The following is a 22,461-nucleotide window of genomic DNA, read 5'->3' on the forward strand; positions in this document are numbered from 1 at the left end:
GCACCGCCCGGGCAGCATCGCCGCACAGGCCAATGCACGCGGCCCGCCGCCCGACCAGCCGATCGTGAGAAACTTGCCGATACCGAAGTGGTCCAACACCGTTGCGGTGTCGGCGGCGTCGTCGGCGACCTGGGCGGTGGTCGCACCGTCCGGGCGCGGCGAGGACGCTCCGTATCCCGGCCGCGAGTAGGAGATGACCCTCAATCCCTGCGCCGCAGCGGCGCGTTCGAGGGTCGGGAAGGGAACCGCGCCCTGCGGGGTGCCGTGGTGATAGACGAGAGGAAAGGCGTCCACGGGGCCGGTATCGAGCACTTCGAGGTTACGGCCGTCGCCGGTCGGGACCAGGACGGTCATCGGCGTTTCCCCGGGCTCATACAGCCCGCCGTCCGGCTTCGATGTCGTCGGCTCGACGATCGAGAACCGTGGTGCCCGAGATCCCGTCGAGCACGTTCTGCGCATCGTCGAGCGCACCGATGGATGCCAAGTGCCCGGTCGCCCAGGCGAAGGTGCTGCAGGCCTGCACTTTCGGGCACATCGACCCGGCCGCGAAGGCTGCGGGGTCGAGTTCGTCGACATAGACGTCACCCAGCGGCTCGGCCTGCGCGGTTCCGAAGTGATCGACGACAGCCGCACGTCGGTGAGAATCAGCAGACGATCGGCACCGCAATCGAGGGCGATCAGCGTCGCGGTCAGGTCCTTGTCGATGACCGCATCGACCCCGCGGAGCTGTCCACTCGCTGCCTCGACGACAGGGGCACCGCCTCCGCCGCCACCGATCACGACGGACCCGGCCTGGACCAAGCGCGTGATCGATTCCTGCTCGATCACGCGAATCGGGCTGGGCGACGGTACTGTTCGACGCCACCCTGTGGCGTCGGGTGCGATGGACCAACCGTGCTCGTCCACCGCGGCGCGGGCCTCGGACTCGGTGTAGACGGCCCCGACGAACGTGGTCGGATCGGAGAACGCAACATCGTCCGGATCCACGAGTACCTGCGTGGTCAGGTTGACGATGGGTTTCACGATGCCCGCGTTGCGCAAGGCCTGCGAGAGCCAGTAACCGATCATGCCCTGGCTCTGAGCACCGACTGCATCCAGCGGGTAGGGCCGCACCAATGCCGCGTGCACGCTGCTCTCCCGGGCGAGTCGACCCATCTGAGGTCCGTTACCGAGACAGATGACGACCTCGTGTTCGCGAACGATGGGAGCGAGAGCGATTGCCGCAGAACGGACATGCGTAAGTTGTTCGGCGGAGCCGGAGCACTCGTCGCTGTGCAGCAACGCGTTTGCACCGACAGCAATGACGATGCGCATGTCAGCTACTCACTGCCGTAACGAGAACTACGCGAGTGATGTGCTTCAGGTCCATGGTCAACAGGTCTCCTCGTAGCCGGGTGCGGCAGACCGTCGGAACTGCGCACGCCACCAGCGTGCGTGTTGTGACTGCCTCCGGGCCACGGTCGGATGCCCCCGCACCGCTGCCGAAGGTCCTTTTCTACGAACTCGAGTGGAGCGCGTTCGGAGTCCACGCCGCGGACCCGACATGTCGATCACCTTCGGCCGTCCCTGTGGGTCGTAAGTCCCTACTCGGCGGCGGACCCGCAGCGCAGAGTGATCATCGAGCAGTCTCCCTCCACGACAAGGACCACCCGGCATGATTCTCGTTCCTTCACTCGACAGTGCCGGACCCAACACGTTGGAAGAACTGTTCGCCGCGCGATATGCGCGCGGCGACTTGGATCGAGTGCAGTACCTGACACAGATGGATGGCCTTGCACTGCGATTCAACCGAACCCGAACCACCACTGACAGGACGTCCACATGCGAATCCTGATCGCAACAGCAAGCCGCCACGGTGCCACCCGAGAAATCGGGCGGTGGCTGGGCTCGAACCTCTCGCACGAACTGTCCAGCGTCGACGGCGCGACGACGGTCGATGTTCGTGATGCCTCCGACGTCGACAGCATTGTCGAGTACGACGCCGCGATCATCGGCAGCGGCGTCTACATGGGCCGATGGCTCCGAGACGCACGCTCACTGATCACCAGGGAACAGGCCGAACTGGAGACCATGCCGGTGTGGCTGTTCTCGAGCGGTCCGGTGGACAGCAGTACCCCGGCCGAAACTCAGCCGAAGGAGACGAAAGCCGCCTGGGCGATCGAGCATCGCGTGTTCGGAGGAAAACTGGACCACTCGAAGTTGTCACGCTTCGAGCGTGCGGTCGTTCGGCTGATCAAGGCTGCGGACGGCGACAGCAGATCACCCGCAGATGTTGCCCGATGGGCCGAAGACATCAACGGCATCCTCACCGAACGACTGGTGCCCTCACCCGAGAAAGGCCGATCTTCATGACCGCTACCGAGCCGACCGGCCGCCCGATTGTGGTGGGGGTCGATGGATCACCTTCCTCGATCCTTGCCCTGCAACGTGCGCAGCATTTGGCCGCTGCCTTGTCGACCACGCTGGAAGCAATCCATGTCTGGCAATACCAGCCGTACATGGACACCGGCTATGTCATCGAGGTCGAGCCCGCGAAGAACGCTGAGACAATTCTCGCCGAGGCTACGGCTGCTGCATTCGGCCCCGATCTCCCCGCAGGTCTGAAACAGCTGGCGAGGCAGGGTTCTGCGGCGAAGGTTCTACTCGAAGCCAGCCACGACGCCGAGATTCTCGTTGTCGGAAGCCGCGGTCACGGCGGCTTCGTCGGACTGCTTCTCGGTTCTGTCAGCTCGCAGTGCGCCGAACATGCCCACTGCCCGGTGCTCGTGGTTCATTCGAGGGATCATCACTAGCGGGGCCGCCGTGCCCACACCGTCGCACATCGCGACGGTGGCCGTGGCATCGGCGCTGATCAGGGTTCGGGAACTCGACAGGTCGATCGACTTCTACTGCTCTGTGTTCGAGTTCACTGTCTCCATTCGAGAAGCGGACGCTGCACTGTTGTTGGCTCGGAACGGCTTTCAAATCTATTTGCACGCGGACCCACTGTCGGTGCCACGAGCGGTGACAGCTCTGGGAGTCAGCGAAATCATGTGGTCTGCCCAACGCGCCGAGTCACTCAACGAGATCGGGACTCGGCTGCGCACGCACTACCCGGCCACGTACATTCACACATCCGACGGGGTCAGCTATGTCGATGGCTGCGACCCGGACGGGAACAGAGTTCTCGTGGCGTACCCCAGCCACTGCAGTTGCCGCGCAGCGTCATCGAGCATCGATTCCGCTGAGTGCCCACCCCCGAACGGTCCGGTCAGGATCCCTGCGGAGGAAACCATCCTCGCGCGTCCCGCAGGGTCCGCCGGGCCACTTCGCTGTCGGCGTTCCTGATTGGGCGGCCAATCGGTGCAGTTCTGCACGGCCTTCGGCCGCGCTGCGCCCACCCGCGATGAGCACGCCGATCGCCTGATTCACTTCGCTCACGGCCGCGAGAGCGTGGGCGGATCTGCCTTCGTCTGCGCTGCGCAGGTACCGATCGAGAACTGCGGAGTCGCCGCCGAGCCCGAGCGAGTAGCTCACGTCGGCGGCGAAATCCACGAGAGCGCCTGCCGTGCCGGACAGAATGAGCAGATACTTCTCGGTACCGGTGCTCCACGGGTCGGAGAGAGTGAGTTCGAGCGACGAGGCCGGCTCGTGGTCGGCACTGTTTCCCGTCGATGCCGACACCTCGAAGTACTCACCGTCGACGACCACTGTGAGGGTTATCGAGACCACGGCCGATACGGCCGCGTCGATATCCGCGGACAGTCGGTCCACCAGTCTGCGAGGTCGACGGTGGAGCTGTCGAGTGCTGTGGTCAATCGCGCCAGATCGGCGAGCAGACGAGGCTGCAGTTTCATCGAGAATCCCGTGCGGCCCGACCGCCTGTTCGATTCTTCCGTAAATCCTGCCACGATGGATCTCCATCGCCCGGTGCAGGTGCGAGGCCAAAGTCGGAGTCCATGCCTCGAATGCACCCGCGTGTACGACGCTACGCGCTTTGGTCCGGTCTATGTGCGTCGGCGACGCGCGCGTGCCACCTTCATCGCCTCGGCGACCATGGATTGTGCCACTACAGCGATTTTCTTGTGCTCGGTCTGACTGATGTCCCGAAGCTTGTCGTACCCCTCGGCGTCACTGCATCCGGTTCTACTGATCAGTATGCCGATGGCCTGGTCGATCACCGCTCTACTGCCCAATGCCTTTTCGAGCTGCTGGGTCAGCTGCACCGCGCTGTCCAGCGCACGGGCATTCTGCGCCGAGATTGCCGCGGGTACCGAGAAGAGCTCACCCAGCTCGGCCGCACGATCGTCGAAGGCATCCGGTTTGTGCGCATAGACGTTCATTGCGCCGAGGACCACCGACTTGGTGATCAACGGCAGCGACAACACGCTGTGCACACCCAACTCACCCACTCGCGGCCCGAACTCGGGCCACTGCGGATCGGCGTCGAGTGAACCCGACCGCACGGTGATCCCCTCTTTCGCCGCGGTGATGCACGGGCCCTGGCCCAGTCCGTACTGGATGTCGTCGACGACACGAACGAAGTCTTCGCTGGCCACGATGGTGGCGGGCAGACCGGGATGCAGCAGCGTCAACCCGGCTCCATCGGCTCCCGGTATGGCACGCACCGCGAACTCTGCGACGTGCGACAAGGTTTCCGTTAGCGACATCGTGCTCATCGCCAACCGGCCGAGCCCGGCCAAGGCTGCGGCGAAGTCGTCGTCGAACTCGTCGGTCACAGCTTGCTCGGAGCCGGTGTGACCTGGGACGGAGTTCGCCCGATCCGGATCACCGGGGTGCCCTGCATTCATCGCTGCTCGATTCGTTGTGAGCACACGCGCTGATCGAGCACGTGCCTGCTCACTGGGAACCCTACGGCGTATGGAACTGCGCGGGAACATCCACCGGTGATCCGACCTGGCCCGACGCTCAGGCGGGAGCGTCGATGGGGACGGTGTTGATCAGTTTCTTGTTGACGAATTCCTCTATGCCCGACGAGGACAGCTCGTGACCGTAACCGGACTTCTTGACGCCGCCGAACGGAAGGTCTGCCCGCGTCCAGGTCGGGTGATTGACGAAGACCATGCCTGTGTCGATCTTCTGAGCGAGGGCCTGGCCGCGTTCGATATCGGCGGTGAAGATGGAACCGCCGAGCCCGTAGCTCGAGTCGTTGGCTATCCGCACGGCGTCCTCGGCGTCGTCGGCTCGGAAGATCAGCGCGACGGGGCCGAAGAACTCCATGTCGTACGCCGGGTTGTCCGAGGACACCTGGGTGATCACCGTGGGCTGAATGAAGGCACCGGTCGAGGGCACGGGAGCGCCCACCTCGGTGACGATGGCACCGTGCTCCCGGGCGATCTTCGCCTGCGCACGCAGGTTGTCGGCAGCGCTCTGCGACGACATCGGCGGCAGAGTCGTCGTCACCAGTAGGGGATCTCCAGCATTCAGGCCGGCCATCGCGTCGATGAATTTCGCGGTGAACTCGTCGGCCACACTCTCCTCGACGATGATGCGCTTGGACGCCACGCAGCACTGTCCGCCGTTGTTCATCCGTCCCCACAGTGCCCACTGCACGGTCTTGTCCATGTCGGCGTCGGCCAGGACGATCAAGGCATCGGTGCCGCCGAGCTCCATCGTCGATTTCTTCAGGTTCTTGCCGGCCCGCGCCGCGACGATCGCACCGGCCTGTTCGCTTCCGGTCAGCGCGACGCCGCGCACGCGGGGATCGTCGATCAACGACGAGAGCTGTTCCTTCGTCGCATAGACGTTGGAGTACAAACCTTTCGGCGCACCGGCGTCGAGGAAGAGCTTCTCGAACGCGGCAGCCGACTGGGGAACGATGGAGGCATGTTTGACGATGACGACGTTGCCCGCCATCAGGTTCGGTCCGGCGACGCGGGCCAGCTGGTAGTAGGGAAAATTCCATGGCTGGATGCCGAGCAGGATTCCCAGCGGCTCGCTGTGCACCACTGCGGTGCCGGTCTCGCCCGGTGCCGACGGCAGAGTGCGAGGAGCGAGGAAGGCCTCGGCGTTGTCGGCGTAGTACTCGAGAATGGACGCGGACAGCTCGACTTCACCGAGGCTCTCGGAGAACAGCTTTCCCATTTCCAGGGTGAGCAGGTGAGCGTACTCGCGGGCATTGTCCCGGAGCAGCACGGCTGCTCGCCTCATGATGTGCGTCCGTTCGGCGAAGGGGACGTTCTTCCACGAGTCGAATGTCGATTGAGCCTGGACCACCACGTTGTCCAGTTCGTGGTCGGTGATGTCACGGAACGTGGCCACGGTCCGGTTGGTGAAGGGGTTGGTCGATGCGTAGGACATGTCGGCTCCTGCCGTGAAGTTCCCCGTCAGGCGACGAGGGTTTTGATTGCTGAGAGAAGTTGCAGCAGAGACTGTTCGGCATCGCCGAACAGCATGGTGGTCTGTGGTTGGAGGTAGAGCTCGTTGTCGATTCCTGCGTATCCGTGGCCCATCGACCTCTTCAGAACGACGACACTCTTCGCCTTGTCGACGTCGAGAATCGGCATTCCCGAGATCGCGTTACCCGGCCGACGGGCGGCGGGGTTGGTGACATCGTTCGCACCGACCACGAGTGCGACGTCCGCAAGAGGAAAGCCGGGATTGCTCGCGTCCATGTCGTCGAGCAGGTCGTAGGGCACGTTGGCTTCGGCGAGCAGCACGTTCATCTGGCCCGGCATACGGCCGGCCACCGGATGGATCGCATAACTGACGTCGATGCCTCGCTCCACGAGAAGTGCACCGAGGTCGGCACATTCGCGTTGAGCGCGGGCCGCAGCGAGCCCGTATCCGGGGACGATGATCACCTTGTGCGCGTAGGCGAGTTGGATGGCGACATCGTCGGCGGTGGTTTCGCGCACCGCAGCCCCCGCACCACCGGCTACGTCGACGACGCCTGCCGCTGCTGTCCCGAACCCACCGACGACTATCGAGATGATCGATCGGTTCATGGCGGCACCCATCAGGATGCTGAGGATCGTTCCTGCGGAACCGACCAATGCTCCGGCGATGATCATGATCGGGCTGCTCAAGGCGAATCCGGCCATGGCCACAGCAATTCCTGTGCAGGCGTTGAGCAAGGAGATCACCACCGGCATGTCTGCTCCACCGATCGGCAGCACCACGAGAATGCCGACGGCAAGCGCCGACGCCAGCAGAACCAGTAGTGGCGCAACTCCATCCGGCACAGCGATCGACCAGACCACTGCCGTCAGAGCGATCAGAACGGCCACCGACTCCCACAGCCGGTGAGCTGGCAGACGGATCGGGTTGCCGGAGACGAACCCCTGCAGCTTTCCTGCCGCGATCAGCGAGCCCGTCACCGTCATGGAGCCGATCAGCACTCCCACCGCAGTGGTCACTGCCGTCCCGACCGCTGTACTCGGGCCTGCGCGCAGTGCTTCTCCGACAGCGATCAATGCTGCTGCGCCGCCGCCCACCATGTTGAATGCACTGACCAATTGCGGCATCGACGTCATCTGCACTCGTCTGCCTGTCCACAGACCGACGAGTGATCCGGTGGCGACGGCGGCGATGAGTACCACCACCGCCGCAGCTTGCTCGAATCCGTCGAGTGCGGCGCCGACAAAGGCGATGGCCACCGCGCAGCCCATTCCGGCTGCGGAGATGGCGTTGCCTCGCCGTGCCGTTCGTGGGGAGTTCATCAGATGCAGCCCGAGCACGAAGGCCACGGCACAGATCAGATACAGCAGCGACCGCACACCCGAATCGAGGTTCGTCACGAGGCACTCTTTTCGTGGTGGAACATTCCGAGCATGCGATCGGTGACGATGTACCCGCCGACCACATTGATCGAGGCCAACATCGCTGCGGCACCCATCAGCACCAGACCGAGAATGCTGTCGACTCGGCCCGCGACGAGCACGACACCGACGAGCACCACACCGTGAATTGCGTTGGCACCCGACATCAACGGCGTGTGCAGCGTGGCCGGTACCTTGCTGATCACTTCGGCGCCGACCGCGATGGCCAGTACGAAGACCGTGATCGCGTCGATCAGATCGGCGTTCACGAGGCGATCCCGGCTACGGCGACCTGTGGCGAGAGCACCACGGCGGCATCGATGGGATCGGCACTGTCGACGCGCAGAACATGGTCCCGAACGAAGTGGATCAGGACGTCGGAGATGTTGCGTCCGTACGCTTCCGATGCGGCAGACGGCATAGTCGAGGCGAGAGAACCGGCACCGATCACCGTCACCCCGTTCGAGGACTGCGTCGTCGTGTTGTCGATCGAGCCCTCGACGTTTCCGCCGAGTTCACTCGCCGCCATGTCCAGAACCACCGAACCCGAGCGCATCTGCTGCACCGCGCGGGCAGTGACCAGGACGGGCGGACGATGCCCCGGCACCCGAGCCGTGGTGATCACGACGTCGAAGGCCGCCAACGCACTGTTCACGCCGTTCTGCTGAACGGTCGCCTCGTCGGCGGTGACCGTGCGCGCGGATCCGTTGGAGCTCGCGCCGGCCACTGTGCTTCCGAGCTCGACGAATCGCGCTCCGAGAGACTCTATCTGCGAGCGACATTCGGCCCTGATGTCGTAACCGGACACGTCGGCACCGAGCCGTCGAGCCGTGGCGATGGCCTGCAATCCGGCGATGCCTGCTCCGAGCACCAGCAGTCGGGTCGGCCGGAACGTCCCGGCCGCGGTGATCATCATCGGGAAGTACCGCCCGAAGGCCCCTGCCGCGACGATCACGGCCTTGTATCCGGCGACGCTGTCCTGCGAGGTCATGGCGTCCATGGACTGGGCGTTGCTCAGCGTTCTGGGGAGCAGTGCGAGGTCGATGCCGACGACCGACTGCGCGGACATCGACCGAATCAGATCGGGGTCGGTGGCGGTGTGCAGCAGCCCGACGAGAAACTGACCGGGACGCAGCGACGCGAGGACGTCCGCGGGAGGCGTACCGACGCAGGTGATGGCGTCTGCGGTGTCGATGATGTGTGTTGTCGAGGCGATCTCGGCCCCGGCGGTCTCGAATTCGGCGTCGGATATCCAGGATCCGGCTCCCGCGCCCGCCTCCACCAGCACGTGCACGCCACGTGCGTCGAGCCGAGCGATCGAGTTCGGGGTAACGCTGACACGGTGCTCACCGGGAGCGCGCTCGACGAGCGCGCCCACAGTGACCGACGATGTCGACATCAGAACTCGAAGACCTGACGAGCGGTGACGCGGCCACCCATGAGGTCGTCGAAGCACTCGTTGACCTCGTCCAACTTGCGCGACACGGCAGATACCGTGGTTCGCCCGGCCTCGTGCAGTGCGAACACCTCACGCAGGTCTTTTCGGGTACCGACGATCGAACCGAGGACGGAGATACCGCCGACCACCGTCTCGAAGATCGGGACCGGGAACACACCGTGCGCGGGCATCGAGACGCACACCAGCCGACCGCCGCGGCGCAAGGACCGGAATGCCTGATCGAACACGCTGGGGATGACGGCCAGGACTATCGCGACGTCGGCTCCGCCGAGATCCTGGATGGCCTCCACCGGATCGACCTTCGACGAGTTGACGGTGTGATCGGCACCGAGTTCACGAGCGAGTTCGAGCTTCTCGTCCTCGATGTCGACGGCGGTGACGAATCCGCCCGCGATCTTGGCGTACTGCACGGCCATATGCCCCAGTCCGCCGACGCCGAAGATGGCCACGCGCTGAGCCGGTGTGACGCCACCGACCTTGACGGCCTTGTAGGTGGTGACGCCGGCACAGGTCAGCGGAGCAGCGTCGAACGAGGAGACGCTGTCGGGTACGCGGACGACATATTTCGCATGGGCCACAGCGTATTCGGCGTACGCCCCGTCGACGGAGTAGCCGCTGTTCTGCTGCTTCTCGCACAGTGTCTCCCAACCGGACACACAGTGATCACATTCGCCGCACGCCGAACCGAGCCACGCGATGGCGACCCGCTCACCGATTCGATCCTTCGATACCTGGGATCCGACCGCTTCGATCACTCCGACGCCCTCGTGCCCGGGAACGAACGGCAGGGTCGGCTTGGCCGGCCAATCCCCCTGCGCAGCATGAATATCGGTATGACAGACCCCGCACGTCTCCATCTTCACCAGCACCTGCTCGGGTGCGGGCGTCGGGATCGGGATGTCCTTGACGACCAGGGGTCCGCCGAACTCGGTGACAACAGCAGCTTTCATCGTGGATTTCCTCCAACTATCGAAACCAATGCCGTTCTCGACCATCGAGCAATGCACACTGTCGATGGTCGGCGCTGCGGCACCGAGCGTGTAGGGCCGGAAGTCACCGCAGGTTCGGGACGTATCCCGAACCTGCAGGTCAGGAGCAGAAAGGCCCGAGGAGCAAGGGCTTTCGTCCCTGGCACTCGTCGACGACCTGGATCACACTCGGCAGCATGGAAACTGCTGCACACTCCCGATCGAACACCTGCGAGCAATGAACCTGTGGCGAAGACACCCGGGCGTCCGAACCGGCGATGCCCTGACCACCGGTGAGCGGGCGGCGGATTATGTCCGAAACGGAATGGGCTCCTGGCCCTTCGTCTTCCTGTTCCTGGGCACCATGGCACTGTGGGCCGCCTACAACCAGAACGACGGATTCGACCCGTACCCGTTCATCCTGCTCAACCTGTTCCTGTCGATGATCGCGGGACTCCAGGGAGCGATTCTGCTGATCTCGGCGAAACGCGCGGACTCGGTGAGCAGTGAGGTTGCTGTGCATACACTTTCGAACACCGCAATGTTGCAAGACATGATCGAGGCCAATACCGTCTTGACCGAATCGGTAGCTCAATTGGCGGCGGAGATCCACGAACACGTCTGCCCGTCCGCTCAGCGTGTCGGTGCACGCATGTCTCAGAAGGTCACGAGCCCGGTGTCGCAGCCGTGAGACAGGCAAGGATCTCTCGGGCCCAGTTGCACACGAGTACCCAGTCGCGGAAGTCTCCTGCGACCGCACCGGAGTTTTCGAAGATCTGACGCTCCCCCTCCGAAAGCTTTTCGCAATCCAGCTTTCCGGGAAACGTTCGGTGTGCGATGGCGTGCAGCACCGATACTGCGTGTGCCGCGTCGGAGGTGACGTTGACCGGCCGGTCGCTCGAGTGCAGCGGCCCACAGGAGAACAACCACACGGGTGGATGTTCGGACCTGGACATCCTGTCGACCAGAGCCTTCGCGGCCGGAACCCAGCGATCGGAGTAGACGGCGCTTCCGATGATCACCGCGTCGTAGCCGTCCACGTGGGTCACCGATTCCGGGACACGGATGTCGACGTCGACGCCATCGTGCTCGAAGACTCGAGCCATTTCCTCGCCCAGAGTGTCCGTCGCTCCGTGGCGACCTGCGGTGGAGACGAGTATTCTCATGTCTCGTCCGACAGCAGGTACGCGGACCTACCCGCAGCCACCGTCATCCGCCATCCGCGGACCGCAATGACGAACCCGAGTACCCCGAACGATCCTTGTAGCCAACTTGTTTCGCCGGTCACCAACGGTTGCACGAGGATCCAGGCAACCAGGAGAACGCCGGCGATGTGAGCCATCGGACCCGACCTTCCGCCGCCGGCGAAAGCAGACGCTGCAGCAAGCCCCATCGGAATCCCGACGAACAGCATCAGTACGAGTGCAGCGAGTGCGGTGCTGGACATGGGCAACCGTGCCTGTACATCGGGACTCAGATCGATTGCACCCGAGGCCAATCCGATCGCGGCACCGAACGCGTTGATCGATACACCTCCGCAGACTGCACCGAGCCACGGCCAGCGTCGAGTGCGTTCCGTGGCCAGCCGCGTTGTCGATATCATCGTTTCAGTGTGACCGTCAGGTGATCAATTGCACTAGAGCACAAAGTACTTGCCACTCGACCACCTGAATCAGGTCTCAGCGACCGAACAACGACCGCATGCTTCGACGCTCCTTCGTGGGCGGAGTCGAATCCTCACTGCAGGTGCAGCGGTCGGCTGCGGCAACCGTACGCATGACGGAGTCGACATGTTTGCCGCAACCGCCCCATCCGGTCTTGTGGCATTTCTTGCAGGTGACGGGGTAACACATGAGAATCCTCCTGGTAAGAGTCGGTCGAAAGTCAGGCCGGGACGTGAGCGTCGGCCCAGGCGTTGTATCCACCCAGCAGGTCCGAGACGTCGTCGAATCCCTGAGCGCGCAGCAGCGACGCCGCCACGCTCGAGCGCCATCCTCCGGCGCAGTGCATCACGATCGGTTTACCGGTCGGCACCTGATCGAGGCGAGTCCGCAACTGTGCCAGCGGGATCGGGATCGCTCCCGGTATCGTGCCGAAGTCGCGCTCACCCGGGTTACGAATGTCGATGAGCGTCACCTCGTCCGCGGCGAGCATCACGTCGAGCTGCTCGACCGTCGTGCGCGGTGCCGCCACGACCAATGTCGCGAGCTCGGTTGGAAACGCACCGTCATGGCCGATTCCGAGGTATCCGGTCACGTTGTCGGATCCGATGCGGGCCAACCGCAGTGCTGCCTCCTGCTCTTCGCCCGGATATGCGATGAGCACGATGCGGCCACCGACCTCCGCGACCATGCCGCCGGTTTCGGCGAAGCGACCGTCGAACCCCACGTTGATCGATCCGCGCAGATGGCCGGCAGCGAAGTCGTCCACACTTCGTGCGTCGAGCACTCGTGTGCCGGAAACCAGCTCGGCCTTCGCTGCCTCGGGTGTCAGCGCAGGGATCGTGCGGCTCGGAGACAGCAGTGGGTGCACCTGCTTGTTCATGGCGGCGTCGGCGGAAAAGTACGACGGTGCCGCCGGTTGACCGTCGGTGACGAGCGCAACGAAGGCGTCCTCGGTCATCGGTTGCACCGATGGATTGGTGGCCCGCTGCTCCCCGATAGTCGAGGTCAGCTCGGTGGACAGGTTCTTTCCACAGGACGATCCTGCACCGTGGGCGGGCATGACGACGACGTCGTCGGGCAGCGTCAACAGCTTCTCGTGAATCGTCGAATACATCGCACGAGCCAGGTCTGTGGTGGACCCGTCCCCGAGATTGACCAAGTCCGGTCGTCCGACATCTCCGATGAACAGAGAATCACCGGTGAGCACGGCCGTAGGGGTGGCCCCGGGGTGCTCCCGAACGAGCACCGAGATGGACTCCCAGGTGTGACCGGGAGTGGACAGGATCTCGAGTTCGACCTCGCCGAGGGACAACCGCTCCCCGTCGCGCAGTCGCCGTATCGGGTAGTCGGTCTCGGCGGCCTCGCCGAATCCGATCCAGGCACCGGTCGCGTCGACCAGTTCGAGGTGGCCCGAGACGAAGTCGGCATGGAAGTGAGTGTTGACGACCCCTTCGATGGTGAGTCCGTACTTGGCGGCGTCGTCGAGATACTCGGCGATGTCGCGACGCGGATCGACGACGATCGCGCGCCCCGTGCTCTGATCTCCGATCAGATACGAAGCGTGGGAAAGACATTCGAGGTAGTACTGCTCGAGGATCATGATTTCCTCCATCTGGCTGTCTCCGGGCGAATTTCGCGGGGTGGTAGACACAGTGTCTAATACCCCCTAGGGTATGTCAAGTACCCCCTGGGGTATATATTGGCACCATCGATTGGAGCGAACACACGATGACATTGGGGCTGGCGCTCGGGTTCGGCGCTGTGATCGGGATTCTCCTCGGCCTACTCGGTGGAGGCGGATCCATTCTTGCGGTCCCGGTGTTGGTGTTCGCCCTGGGCTTCGGCGTGGAGGAAGCGATCCCCGTCTCGCTGATCGTCGTCGGTACCGCCTCCGCGGTGGGAGTGATACCGAAGCTGCGAGCCCACCGAGTCGAATGGCGACTGGCGGCCGTGTTCGCTGCGACCGGAATTCCAGCGACCTTCGCCGGCAGCGCACTCGGCCGGTTGCTTCCGGAGAGGATCTTGCTGCTCGGCTTCGCCGCCGTGATGGTTGCCGCAGGAGCGCGGATGCTCGCCGAGCGGGGAGATATCGGAACAGCCTGCAAGACATCGACATCGGGCATCAACTGGAGACGCTGCGCACCACGTTCGATTCCGGCCGGCCTTGCCGTCGGATTCATGACCGGGCTGTTCGGCGTCGGAGGCGGCTTCCTCATCATTCCGGTACTGGTGCTGATGCTCGGCATAGAGATGTCGGTCGCCGTCGGCACCTCGTTGGTCATCATCGTCGCAAACTCCGTCGCCGGATTGTTCTCACATCTGAGCGGCACGACCATCGACTGGTCGATCACCCTTGCCTTCGCGGGCACCGCGATCGTCGGCTCCCTGGTGGCCGCGCACTTCGGAAGTCGGGTCGATACCGCTCGGCTCCAACGCCTGTTCGCCTACCTGGTGTTCGCCGTGGCCGGGTACGTCGTCATCGACGCGGCTTTTCTGAGCTGACCTCGCCGTCGTCCGGCCCCATGTCGAGCCGGAACGGTGGGTATTCGTCGGTCATCAGAGCCGCATAGGCCGCGACGCGAAACACCCACCGGTTGATGCCGAGCACCAGGTCGAACAGGCCTCGTGGATAGCGACCGGTGAACAGAAGCGCGATTCCGGCGATGAGGACGAGCACACCGAGGACGGAGCCGAACAGATACGGCTGACCAGTGGGGCCCGCGTCCCCGCTACCGGCCAAGCGGAAGCCGGCATACCAGCCGCCGGCCAGCAGGGAGAGCACAAGGTAGTGCGGTATCGCCAGCAGCCACCACTTCACCAATACTGTTCCACGCGACAGCTTTTCGGGGTATTCGACTGTCAGCTCAGCCGGATGGTCGGTGCGGTGCAGCGTGAACGGTGGGTAGCGGTCGGTCCCCAGCGCGGAGTACGAGTAGAACTGCACACGCCACACCCATCGGAGAACGCCCACGTTGAAGTGGAACAAACCACGCGGATACTTCCCGGTGAACAGGATCGCCAGCCCAGCGATGAAGGTGGTGACGAAGAAGCCTGCCATGAGGAAGATCAACACGATGTAGTGCGGCAGTGCCAGAATCCATTTCACGAGCCACAGTCCTCGGGACAGTGACTCGGGGCGTGCGCCGGTGAGCACCACCGGATATCGAGACTGTTCGGCAGCGCTGAGCAGGGCGTGAGGTTCTTCGACTGGCTCCGATTCCGATACCGTCTCGGACGCCGCCCGCCTGCCGAGCCCGGCCGCGCCGAACACGATGGATCCGACGCCGAGCACCAGAAGGATCGCCGACGCTGCGAGCACGGATGCTGCTACCGGTCCGAGTGACTGCACTCGAACACCTGCGCTCACGTCCACGTCGACGCCGGCGCTACCGTCGGTATTCATGACGACGATCGTCCACGAGCCGCCCTGCGGCTTCCACTCCAGTTGTGTTGTCCCCGTGCCGCTCGCACGGGCCGACCACCACGACTGATCCAGCGGCGAAGCAGCGGTGTCGCTTCCGGCGACGGTGTCGTATCGAGCCCGGAAGGGGGAGAACTCGACATCGGTGACCACGGTGTGCGGCACACCGCGAAGGTAGTCACGGACATCAGCGGTGGGAGCGATCCCGATCAGCACCTCGCGCGCGGGATCGGACGACGTGACTCGGACCGAGACCGTCACCCTGTCCGACACCTGCGGGTCGATCGAATCGACAAGGGAGACATCGTCGGACACGAGCGCGCTCGAAGCCGTCGTCAATGGTGCGGTCGGCAAACTGATTCGCCCCTCGTCGTCCTGCGCGACATAGCCGAAGAGCAGGAGTACGCCGACGCCGAGCACAGCGAAAGCGACGAGTGAGACCACACAGCCGATGACGAGTGCGAAAACTCTGTTTGTTCCCATGACGGGCCCTTCGGTCGGTACAGCTCGTGCGGTGGGGTCATCGGGCAGCGTGGACGACGCTACGAGGCCGCATCAGAGGACAGAGGGGCCTTCGGTAACGAGCTCGTCGACAAAAGGCCCTATATCGCACGAAACGCGCCGGGCACCCTCGAAGGAGGAACGCTCCCCGTCCACGATCGCGAGGTATCCGTGCAGACACCATCGACCCCAGCGCACTGGCACGATCGAAGTGAGACGGTCGGTCTCGATCTGTTCTGGCTACCTCTCGGCGCAGGCGGACGCTCGGTCAAATGGAACGGCCGCGTATTCGAAGGGGCGAGTGCGTTGATCGAACGGCGTACCACCCACGACCTGTACCACTCCGCGCTCGTGGTTCATCTGCCGCCGAACCGGTACGTGGTCGAGATGACTCCTGTGTGGAATGTGCCATCGGTCGATCGTGGCGTCGTCGTCGAGGGACCCGTCGGGGTGCGGTTGGCAAAACGCTACGAGATCGGCCGATACGAGGTGCACTGTTGGAAGAACGGCACGATCGCCGACATAGGCGAGGCCGTCGACAGCCCGCGTCGCCTGGCCACCGACGCACCATCGTGCCGACGCGCACTCGCCGCAGTCGGTGCGGTGCCCGAGTTGATCTGGGGCCGGGACGAACGTCGAACAGGCGAGATGTGGAACTCCAACTCCGTCGTGGCGTGGGTACTGATGCGCAGCGGAATCGACGCTGCGTCGATCCACCCACCGCTGCACGGCGCCGCCCCCCGGCTGGACTGCCGGAGTCGTCGCAGGAGCCTTCGACAACACCGAACCGACGACCACCACCGGGAGAGTTGAATGACCATCGCCGACGCAGGGCCGACCACAATGAACACGACCGGTGAGCTGGAATCCATCGCCACGATGCTTGCCGCGAGGTACCCCGATCTGACGCGCGCAGCCGTCGACGATTCGGTTCGCACCACGTACGACCGATTGGACTCGACCGCACGGTTGCGTGGTCACTTGTTTCCGTTGACTGCCAATCGTGCCCGAGTCCTGCTCGAGCGCCTGTCGGCCGAGATGCGTCGGACCCTGCCGCAGCTGACAGGCCGATCACGGTGAGCACGGTGACGAAGCACGTAGCCGAATCTCCAGCAGGCTCGGCTCTCGGGTTCTGGGCGAAGAAGGACTGGGGTGACATCGTCGTCGCCCTCGACGGCACCCAGAAGTCCCGCGACGCACTGTCCTGGGCCGCAGGCCTGGCCTCTGTCACCGGGGCACGCATTCGGCTCGTGCACGCACTCACACCCCGCGAATCGACCCGGTCGTTGGAGCGACTGCACGGTCGACGCCTTCTTCGATCGGCTCGCCGTGAACTCTCCGGTCTCGATCCCCGCATCGCAATCGATTCGATTCTGACGGACGACCCGATCGCCCCCGTTCTCGGCGCACTGTCGCACACTGCCGACCTGATCGTCATCGGAGGCCGTGAATCGGGCCCGATCCGCGATGTCCTGTTCGGCCGCAACGCAACTCGCATCGTTGCAGAATCCGCGTGCCCGGTCCTGGTGTGGCGCCCCCAGCACGCAGACCTCGCGCCGACCTCTCCGGTTGTCGTCGGCGTGGATCATTCCGACTCCTGCACCCGGGCGATCGAAGCGGCCTTCTGGTTCGCCGATGCGCTCGAGGTCCCCCTCACCGCGCTGCACGTCGGATCGCCCCATCGTCGTCCTGCGACGAACGATACCGAGCTGGAACAGATCCGAGCGCTCGAGTGGCTGAAAGGTCGCGTCGATCCTGTTGCGTCCGCGCATGCCACCGTCGACATACATCTGCACCTGCTCGACGCCTCGGCGCAGCACGAGCTCCGACTAGCATCGGCTACCGCACACCTTCTCGTGATCGGCAGCCGCGGCCACGGACCATGGACGGGTCCGCTCACCGGGTCGGTCGGACAGTCTCTCGTGCATGCATCGTGCTGTCCGATTCTCGTGGTGCGTTGAGTCCTGGAACTGCCGACAGCCCCCGCCTCATCGGGACCTTGTGCCCTTACGGATCCACTGCTCGACGCCGGAGACTCGTGGAAGACGAATGCACTTCGGGTGGGAGTAGGTGACGGCAATGTTCTCGGAACCAGCACACCGGTGGTGGCGACACAGTCCGTGGATCTCCAATCCACTGATGCGGCTGCCGGACAGGATCGAACGAGCGGCATTCGCCGTCGGGATCGCGGTGCTCATGTTCCTGATCCCTGTGGCAGCGACGATCGGTTCGGTGACCTACAGCGACCTGTCGCTGCGCTCGCAACGGCAACGTGCAGAATACGTTCGGATCGATGCTCGAGTGGTCGACTCCGTCAAGACCGAGCGGTCCGAGACGGACGGCATCAGGCCCGCCAGCGGTACCGCGACCGTGCAGTGGAGCGCACCCGACGGGTCAGTCCGCTCCGAATCGACCCGGGTTCCGTCGCACATACGCATCGGTGAGACGGTTCCGATCTGGCGCGACGCGGACGGCAATCTCGTACGCGCTCCCGAGACTGCTGCCGGTGCAGTCGTCAACGGAACCGCCATGGCCGTGTTCGTGTGGCTTCTCGGTGCATTCGTCGTCGGCGGTCTGGTCTATCTCACCACCAGGGCCGGCGAACGTTCACGAATGCGGCAGTGGGACAGAGACTGGCACCACTTTCTACAGGAGCGCGATCACCCCTCGCGGTAGCGCCGTCGATCTTGTTCTCCCCAACACCATTCGAAGGATGCACCATGCCTGCAGTCGTAGATTGCGACCGAACAGGTCCGGCGGTCGTCAACACCGCAGAGGTCCACGAAACGCACAGTGCTTATGTATTTCTGCTCGGCGATGTCGCCTACAAGATGAAGAAGCCGATCGAGACGGACTTTCTCGACTTTCGAACCGTGGACTCCCGATGGACCGCATGTGACCGCGAGTTCGTGCTCAATTCGCGATTCGCGCCCGATGTCTATCTCGGTATCGCCGAGCTCACCGATCCGGACGGCGGGCCCGCCGAACCACTGTTGAAGATGCGACGTCTCCCCGACTCCACTCGACTGTCCATTCGCGCCGGCGCAGGCGACGATATCGGCACCGTCGTCGACCTCGTCGCGCGGACTGTCGCGGTCACCCACCAGAACAGTCCTCGAAGTACCCGCATCGACGACGAGGGCCGACAGAGTGCTCTGGACGAGCGGTGGCGCAACAACATTCGCGAACTGCGCGTCCTCGCCGACGGCGTCGTCGACCCCGAACTCGTCGAACGACTCGAATGGCTTTCCTCACGCTTCGTCGCCGGCCGCGCTGCCCTCTTCGACCATAGGATTTCGCGAGGCCGCATAGTCGACGGGCACGGCGACCTTCTCTCGGACGACATCTTCTGCCTGCCGGACGGCCCCCGAATCCTGGACTGTCTCGACTTCGACGACCGACTTCGTTTTCTCGACGGAATCGACGATGTCGCTTGCTTGGCAATGGATCTCGAATTCCAGGGTCGTCCCGATGCGGGGCGACGCTTCGTGCGTCGTACCTCGAGGCGACCGAGGACGATCCTCCCTGCTCTCTGATCGATCATTACATCGCCTACCGCGCAACCGTTCGCTCGAAGGTCGCCTGCCTTCGCTTCCATCAGGGTCATCCGGCCTCGCAGACCGACGCGCTCGCCCACCTGCGGCTCGCGCTGGACCACCTTGTGTCGTCGGCGATCACCGTCACTCTGGTGGGTGGCCTGCCCGGCACCGGGAAGAGCACGGTGTCAGCAGCACTCGCGGAACGTACCGGCGCCGTGGTGCTGTCGAGCGACGTGGTGCGCAAGGAGATCGCGGGGCTCGATCCACGGTCTCCTCATCCGTCGGCAGTCGGACGCGGGCTCTACACGGCCGAGAGAACGGCGACCACCTATGCCGAATTGATGCACCGTGCGCACAAGCAGGTCACGATGGGCCGCTCTGTCGTCATCGACGCCTCGTGGAACGACGAGGCGTCGCGCGAGCAGGCGCACGTACTTGCCGCCGGAACCCACAGCGATGTCGTCGAGTTCGAGTGCCGAACGTCCGAACACACTGCCCTCGAACGCATTGCGACGCGTCCGCGCGGCGCATCGGACGCTTCGCAGGCCGTGTACGACGCCATGGCCGGTAACCGATGCCCGTGGCCGAGTGCAACCGTCATCGACACCTCCGGGACGATTGCCGACTCGCTTGCCGCGGTGTTCACCTCATGACCCATTCGATCGCCGATACGGAAGAACGTGGAAAGGTCTGGCGCACCACGGTTCCGGGCTCAGTCGACGGCAGTCCACTGCGTCTGCGCGACGAACGTCGTCCGGTTCCCGCACCGGGAGAATTGTTGGTCTCGGTGCAGGCCTGCGGGGTGTGCCGGACGGATCTGCACGTCGTCGAGGGCGATCTTCCGGTACACGCACCGAACGTCGTTCCCGGACACGAGATCGTGGGGGTCGTAGCCGGCATCGGACCGAATTCTTCTACAGCCTTCCGTGTCGGAGATCGAGTAGGGGTTCCGTGGCTTCGGCACACGTGTGCACCTGCTCGTTCTGCACCGCTGGGAAGGAGAATCTGTGTGCCGAATCCCGTTACACCGGTTGGGATCACGACGGAGGGTTCGCAGAGTGGGCGGTCGTTCCTGCTGATTATGCTCTCGCGTTGCCGGACGGATACCGCACGGCCGAACTCGCGCCCCTGTTGTGCGCAGGCATCATCGGCTACCGAGCACTGATGCTCGCCGAGCTCCCCGTGCACGGCGTACTCGGGCTCTACGGGTTCGGTGGCAGCGCGCATATCGTGGCGCAGCTCGCTCGCTCGGCCGGTGCCACAGTGCACGTGATGACCAGGGATCCTGTTGCTCGCGAGTTCGCCCTGTCTCTCGGTCTCGATTCCGCGCAGGACACTTTCGCCGCGCCACCACAACAGCTGGACGCAGCCATCGTGTTCGCTCCGATCGGCGAGATAGTTCCGGCGGCACTCGAGGCACTGGTCCCGGGCGGCACCGTCGTCCTGGCCGGTATATACATGACCGACGTCCCGGCGCTGAACTACCAGCGACACCTGTTCCACGAAAAGCGTGTGCGCAGTGTCGAAGCGAACACAAGGGAGAATGCACGAGCGTTCCTCGAGATCTGCGGTCGAATCCATCTGAAGGTCGAGACCACGGAGTACTCGTTCGCGCACGTACCGGATGCACTGCGCGATCTACGGCACGGCCGGTTCGCCGGTGCCGCAGTTGTCGTGATTTGAGCCGGCGATGAGACGGAAAAAGGGCCGAGTGTCCTCGAAAAGAGAGCCTTTGTGCCGGCGGCACGGCGCGTGTGTCGTCGTACGCTCAGGACTGTCGTCCTTGAACTCGTCGACATCAAGCTCCCACGTTCGAGGAGACGAAGACATGATCGATCTCGGAACCGAATTTCGTTCCACCAGTGCGGACTACGAGCGTGCGCTCATGTGCAGCCCACTGGCTGCACAACTGCGGGTGGTCGAATGTCGAATACAGGTGATGATGGACGAGCAGGGGGCGCTGCACCCTTGCGACCTCGTTGCGTCGGCACTGCCGTCGAGTCGACGAACCATGCTGAACTCTGCTTGACGTCGGAGCGGGCGCATGACCTTCGAGACGCTCGCCCTGTGTGCCGCAGTGGGATTGCTCGGCCCACTGCTGGCGCTTCCGCGCGGGCTTCGGATACCCGTCGTCGTCGGCGAACTCGTCGCCGGAATTGCTCTCGGCCACACAGGCTTCGGCATCGTCGACCCCAGCGAGCAGACGCTGAGCTTCCTGGCGCAGGTGGGGTTTGCGCTCGTCATGTTCGTGGCCGGCAGTCAGATACCGATTCGCGACCCGCGACTGCGTATCGGTCTCGGGGTCGGAACTGCGCGGGCGGTGACCGTCGGGCTGCTGGCAACCGCGCTCGGCTGGGCCGTCTCCGCCGCGTTCGATCCACCTCACCTCGGCCTGTACGCGGTGTTGATGGCATCGTCCTCGGCCGCTGTCATCATGCCGATCGTCGAGTCGACCACGATGACCGCGCCCGGCCTGATGGCCCTCCTGCCGCAGATCGCGCTGGCAGACGCGGTCTGTATCGTCGCGCTGCCCCTCGTGATCGATCCACAGCGGGCAGGTACCGCCGCACTCGGATCGGCGACGGTCCTGATCGCCGCCGCCCTGATCTTCGTCGTCCTGCGCCACTTCGACGTCTCAGGACTGCGCCGTCGCGTGCACCATGTGTCTGCCCAACGCAAACTCGCGCTCGAACTGCGCCTCAACCTGGTTCTGTTGTTCGGCCTCGCGGCCCTGGCGGTCCACACCCATGCATCGGTAATGCTGGCCGGCTTCGGCTTCGGGCTGGCCGTCGCTGCCATCGGAGAACCGCGACGCCTTGCGAAACAACTGTTCGCCATCACCGAAGGTTTCCTGGGGCCACTGTATTTCGTCTGGCTCGGTGCATCCCTCGATTTGCGCGCCCTCGGCAGTCACCCGAACATGATCGTGCTGGGGCTCGTCTTGGGATTGGGAGCCATCGCCGCGCACGGTGCGATGCGTCTGACGGGCCAGCCCGCCGGGCTCGGGATACTCGCGGCAGCCCAGATGGGTGTTCCGGTCTCGGCCGTGACACTCGGCACGCAGAGCGGCGTGCTGGCTCCCGGTGAGGGCCCTGCCATCGTGCTCGGCGCACTGGTGACCATCGCGGCGGCGGCCGCAGCATCGCGGA

25 protein-coding genes and 1 pseudogene are annotated in these 22,461 nt (G+C 64.2%); 13 read left to right on the plus strand and 13 right to left on the minus strand.

Annotated elements, in window-relative coordinates:
* Positions 1-1,314, minus strand: a 1,314-nt coding sequence (locus RHBS_RS09395) for an alpha/beta fold hydrolase (RefSeq protein ID WP_236745361.1), incomplete at its 3' end; no start/stop codon positions are given.
* 507 nt (positions 1,315-1,821) lie between these two features.
* Here RHBS_RS09395 and RHBS_RS09400 point away from each other — a divergent pair.
* Both RHBS_RS09400 and RHBS_RS09405 read left to right on the plus strand, forming a co-directional pair.
* Positions 1,822-2,352 carry a flavodoxin domain-containing protein gene (locus RHBS_RS09400; protein ID WP_128645425.1) on the plus strand — a complete coding sequence of 177 codons (531 nt, stop codon included), beginning with the start codon at positions 1,822-1,824 and terminating at the stop codon, positions 2,350-2,352.
* Entirely contained in the window at positions 2,349-2,792 is a 444-nt protein-coding gene (locus tag RHBS_RS09405; RefSeq protein ID WP_128645426.1) for a universal stress protein, read from the plus strand. Before RHBS_RS09400 ends, RHBS_RS09405 begins: the two co-directional genes overlap by 4 nt.
* A 412-nt stretch (positions 2,793-3,204) precedes the next feature.
* Here RHBS_RS09405 and RHBS_RS09415 read toward each other — a convergent pair whose 3' ends face one another.
* The 8 genes from RHBS_RS09415 to adhP all read right to left on the minus strand — a co-directional run bounded on the left by RHBS_RS09415 (position 3,205) and on the right by adhP (position 10,169).
* On the minus strand, positions 3,205-3,711 hold the full coding sequence (locus RHBS_RS09415) for a hypothetical protein (RefSeq protein ID WP_236745362.1): 507 nt from the start codon (positions 3,709-3,711) through the stop codon (positions 3,205-3,207).
* A complete protein-coding gene (locus RHBS_RS29710) occupies positions 3,699-3,836 on the minus strand; it encodes a hypothetical protein (protein WP_236745363.1) in 138 nt (45 codons plus the stop codon). Before RHBS_RS29710 ends, RHBS_RS09415 begins: the two co-directional genes overlap by 13 nt.
* Positions 3,837-3,986: 150 nt before the next feature.
* Positions 3,987-4,790 (minus strand): GAF and ANTAR domain-containing protein, encoded by an 804-nt coding sequence (locus RHBS_RS09420; RefSeq protein ID WP_128645428.1) that lies wholly within the window; start codon positions 4,788-4,790, stop codon positions 3,987-3,989.
* Between the two features lie 118 nt (positions 4,791-4,908).
* Positions 4,909-6,300: an NAD-dependent succinate-semialdehyde dehydrogenase gene (locus RHBS_RS09425; protein ID WP_128645429.1), complete on the minus strand. Its 1,392-nt coding sequence runs from the start codon at positions 6,298-6,300 to the stop codon at positions 4,909-4,911.
* Between the two features lie 26 nt (positions 6,301-6,326).
* Complete coding sequence (locus RHBS_RS09430) at positions 6,327-7,739, minus strand: NAD(P)(+) transhydrogenase (Re/Si-specific) subunit beta (RefSeq protein ID WP_128645430.1); 1,413 nt, start codon at positions 7,737-7,739, stop codon at positions 6,327-6,329.
* Complete coding sequence (locus RHBS_RS09435; RefSeq protein ID WP_128645431.1) at positions 7,736-8,029, minus strand: NAD(P) transhydrogenase subunit alpha; 294 nt, start codon at positions 8,027-8,029, stop codon at positions 7,736-7,738. The genes RHBS_RS09430 and RHBS_RS09435 overlap by 4 nt, the downstream gene beginning before the upstream one ends.
* Positions 8,026-9,159: an NAD(P) transhydrogenase subunit alpha gene (locus RHBS_RS09440; protein WP_128645432.1), complete on the minus strand. Its 1,134-nt coding sequence runs from the start codon at positions 9,157-9,159 to the stop codon at positions 8,026-8,028. The genes RHBS_RS09435 and RHBS_RS09440 overlap by 4 nt, the downstream gene beginning before the upstream one ends.
* Positions 9,159-10,169, minus strand: coding sequence for an alcohol dehydrogenase AdhP (gene adhP / locus RHBS_RS09445; RefSeq protein WP_128645433.1), 1,011 nt, complete (start codon positions 10,167-10,169; stop codon positions 9,159-9,161). The genes RHBS_RS09440 and adhP overlap by 1 nt, the downstream gene beginning before the upstream one ends.
* A gap of 256 nt (positions 10,170-10,425) precedes the next feature.
* Between adhP and RHBS_RS09450 the strand changes: the two genes are divergently transcribed.
* Positions 10,426-10,878 (plus strand): DUF1003 domain-containing protein, encoded by a 453-nt coding sequence (locus tag RHBS_RS09450; RefSeq protein WP_128645434.1) that lies wholly within the window; start codon positions 10,426-10,428, stop codon positions 10,876-10,878.
* Here RHBS_RS09450 and RHBS_RS09455 read toward each other — a convergent pair.
* The 3 genes from RHBS_RS09455 to RHBS_RS09465 all read right to left on the minus strand — a co-directional run bounded on the left by RHBS_RS09455 (position 10,853) and on the right by RHBS_RS09465 (position 13,451).
* On the minus strand, positions 10,853-11,353 hold the full coding sequence (locus RHBS_RS09455) for a flavodoxin domain-containing protein (protein ID WP_128645435.1): 501 nt from the start codon (positions 11,351-11,353) through the stop codon (positions 10,853-10,855). The genes RHBS_RS09450 and RHBS_RS09455 overlap by 26 nt on opposite strands.
* Positions 11,350-11,790 (minus strand): hypothetical protein, encoded by a 441-nt coding sequence (locus RHBS_RS09460; RefSeq protein ID WP_128645436.1) that lies wholly within the window; start codon positions 11,788-11,790, stop codon positions 11,350-11,352. Before RHBS_RS09460 ends, RHBS_RS09455 begins: the two co-directional genes overlap by 4 nt.
* A gap of 281 nt (positions 11,791-12,071) precedes the next feature.
* A complete protein-coding gene (locus tag RHBS_RS09465; RefSeq protein WP_128645443.1) occupies positions 12,072-13,451 on the minus strand; it encodes a rhodanese-like domain-containing protein in 1,380 nt (459 codons plus the stop codon).
* Positions 13,452-13,579: 128 nt separating this feature from the next.
* On the opposite strand from RHBS_RS09465, the gene RHBS_RS09470 reads away from it, so the two are divergent.
* Positions 13,580-14,353, plus strand: a complete 774-nt coding sequence (locus RHBS_RS09470) for a sulfite exporter TauE/SafE family protein (protein ID WP_128645437.1) — start codon at positions 13,580-13,582, stop codon at positions 14,351-14,353.
* On the opposite strand, the gene RHBS_RS29715 is transcribed toward RHBS_RS09470, so the two are convergent.
* Complete coding sequence (locus tag RHBS_RS29715; RefSeq protein WP_236745364.1) at positions 14,328-15,755, minus strand: DUF4389 domain-containing protein; 1,428 nt, start codon at positions 15,753-15,755, stop codon at positions 14,328-14,330. The two genes, RHBS_RS09470 and RHBS_RS29715, sit on opposite strands and share 26 nt — an antisense overlap.
* A 189-nt stretch (positions 15,756-15,944) precedes the next feature.
* On the opposite strand from RHBS_RS29715, the gene RHBS_RS09480 reads away from it, so the two are divergent.
* From RHBS_RS09480 to RHBS_RS09515, 9 genes and pseudogenes are all read left to right on the plus strand, one after another.
* A complete protein-coding gene (locus tag RHBS_RS09480; RefSeq protein ID WP_128645438.1) occupies positions 15,945-16,586 on the plus strand; it encodes a hypothetical protein in 642 nt (213 codons plus the stop codon).
* On the plus strand, positions 16,587-16,853 hold the full coding sequence (locus tag RHBS_RS09485) for a three-helix bundle dimerization domain-containing protein (protein ID WP_128645439.1): 267 nt from the start codon (positions 16,587-16,589) through the stop codon (positions 16,851-16,853). It begins immediately after the preceding gene.
* Positions 16,854-16,858: 5 nt separating this feature from the next.
* Positions 16,859-17,734, plus strand: a complete 876-nt coding sequence (locus RHBS_RS09490) for a universal stress protein (protein WP_128645440.1) — start codon at positions 16,859-16,861, stop codon at positions 17,732-17,734.
* Between the two features lie 118 nt (positions 17,735-17,852).
* Positions 17,853-18,449, plus strand: a complete 597-nt coding sequence (locus RHBS_RS09495) for a hypothetical protein (protein WP_128645441.1) — start codon at positions 17,853-17,855, stop codon at positions 18,447-18,449.
* Positions 18,450-18,493: 44 nt separating this feature from the next.
* A complete protein-coding gene (locus RHBS_RS30390; protein WP_237669129.1) occupies positions 18,494-19,309 on the plus strand; it encodes a hypothetical protein in 816 nt (271 codons plus the stop codon).
* Between the two features lie 125 nt (positions 19,310-19,434).
* Positions 19,435-19,965: an AAA family ATPase gene (locus RHBS_RS30395; protein ID WP_237669130.1), complete on the plus strand. Its 531-nt coding sequence runs from the start codon at positions 19,435-19,437 to the stop codon at positions 19,963-19,965.
* Positions 19,962-20,995: pseudogene (locus RHBS_RS09505) on the plus strand (zinc-dependent alcohol dehydrogenase family protein). The gene RHBS_RS30395 and the pseudogene RHBS_RS09505 overlap by 4 nt, the downstream one beginning before the upstream one ends.
* Positions 20,996-21,140: 145 nt before the next feature.
* Positions 21,141-21,341: a hypothetical protein gene (locus tag RHBS_RS09510; protein ID WP_128645442.1), complete on the plus strand. Its 201-nt coding sequence runs from the start codon at positions 21,141-21,143 to the stop codon at positions 21,339-21,341.
* 15 nt (positions 21,342-21,356) lie between these two features.
* The coding region (locus tag RHBS_RS09515) for a cation:proton antiporter (RefSeq protein WP_145977496.1) at positions 21,357-22,461 on the plus strand (1,105 nt) is incomplete at its 3' end.

Origin of the sequence: Rhodococcus sp. BS-15 (genome assembly GCF_000813105.1) — a bacterium.
In the GTDB taxonomy this organism is placed as follows: domain Bacteria; phylum Actinomycetota; class Actinomycetes; order Mycobacteriales; family Mycobacteriaceae; genus Rhodococcoides.

What these genes read in the sequence shown, in the direction of transcription:
- RHBS_RS09405 (WP_128645426.1), top strand. Translation starts at nt 2,349, where the DNA reads ATGACCGCTACCGAGCCGACCGGCCGCCCGATTGTGGTGGGGGTCGAT.
- RHBS_RS09485 (WP_128645439.1), top strand. Translation starts at nt 16,587, where the DNA reads ATGACCATCGCCGACGCAGGGCCGACCACAATGAACACGACCGGTGAG.
- RHBS_RS09420 (WP_128645428.1), bottom strand. Translation starts at nt 4,790, where the DNA reads ATGAATGCAGGGCACCCCGGTGATCCGGATCGGGCGAACTCCGTCCCA.
- RHBS_RS09455 (WP_128645435.1), bottom strand. Translation starts at nt 11,353, where the DNA reads ATGAGAATACTCGTCTCCACCGCAGGTCGCCACGGAGCGACGGACACT.
- RHBS_RS30390 (WP_237669129.1), top strand. Translation starts at nt 18,494, where the DNA reads ATGCCTGCAGTCGTAGATTGCGACCGAACAGGTCCGGCGGTCGTCAAC.
- RHBS_RS09495 (WP_128645441.1), top strand. Translation starts at nt 17,853, where the DNA reads ATGTTCTCGGAACCAGCACACCGGTGGTGGCGACACAGTCCGTGGATC.
- RHBS_RS09465 (WP_128645443.1), bottom strand. Translation starts at nt 13,451, where the DNA reads ATGATCCTCGAGCAGTACTACCTCGAATGTCTTTCCCACGCTTCGTAT.
- adhP (WP_128645433.1), bottom strand. Translation starts at nt 10,169, where the DNA reads ATGAAAGCTGCTGTTGTCACCGAGTTCGGCGGACCCCTGGTCGTCAAG.
- RHBS_RS09510 (WP_128645442.1), top strand. Translation starts at nt 21,141, where the DNA reads ATGATCGATCTCGGAACCGAATTTCGTTCCACCAGTGCGGACTACGAG.
- RHBS_RS09425 (WP_128645429.1), bottom strand. Translation starts at nt 6,300, where the DNA reads ATGTCCTACGCATCGACCAACCCCTTCACCAACCGGACCGTGGCCACG.
- RHBS_RS09460 (WP_128645436.1), bottom strand. Translation starts at nt 11,790, where the DNA reads ATGATATCGACAACGCGGCTGGCCACGGAACGCACTCGACGCTGGCCG.
- RHBS_RS09450 (WP_128645434.1), top strand. Translation starts at nt 10,426, where the DNA reads ATGAACCTGTGGCGAAGACACCCGGGCGTCCGAACCGGCGATGCCCTG.
- RHBS_RS29715 (WP_236745364.1), bottom strand. Translation starts at nt 15,755, where the DNA reads ATGGGAACAAACAGAGTTTTCGCACTCGTCATCGGCTGTGTGGTCTCA.
- RHBS_RS29710 (WP_236745363.1), bottom strand. Translation starts at nt 3,836, where the DNA reads ATGAAACTGCAGCCTCGTCTGCTCGCCGATCTGGCGCGATTGACCACA.
- RHBS_RS09440 (WP_128645432.1), bottom strand. Translation starts at nt 9,159, where the DNA reads ATGTCGACATCGTCGGTCACTGTGGGCGCGCTCGTCGAGCGCGCTCCC.
- RHBS_RS09470 (WP_128645437.1), top strand. Translation starts at nt 13,580, where the DNA reads ATGACATTGGGGCTGGCGCTCGGGTTCGGCGCTGTGATCGGGATTCTC.
- RHBS_RS09400 (WP_128645425.1), top strand. Translation starts at nt 1,822, where the DNA reads ATGCGAATCCTGATCGCAACAGCAAGCCGCCACGGTGCCACCCGAGAA.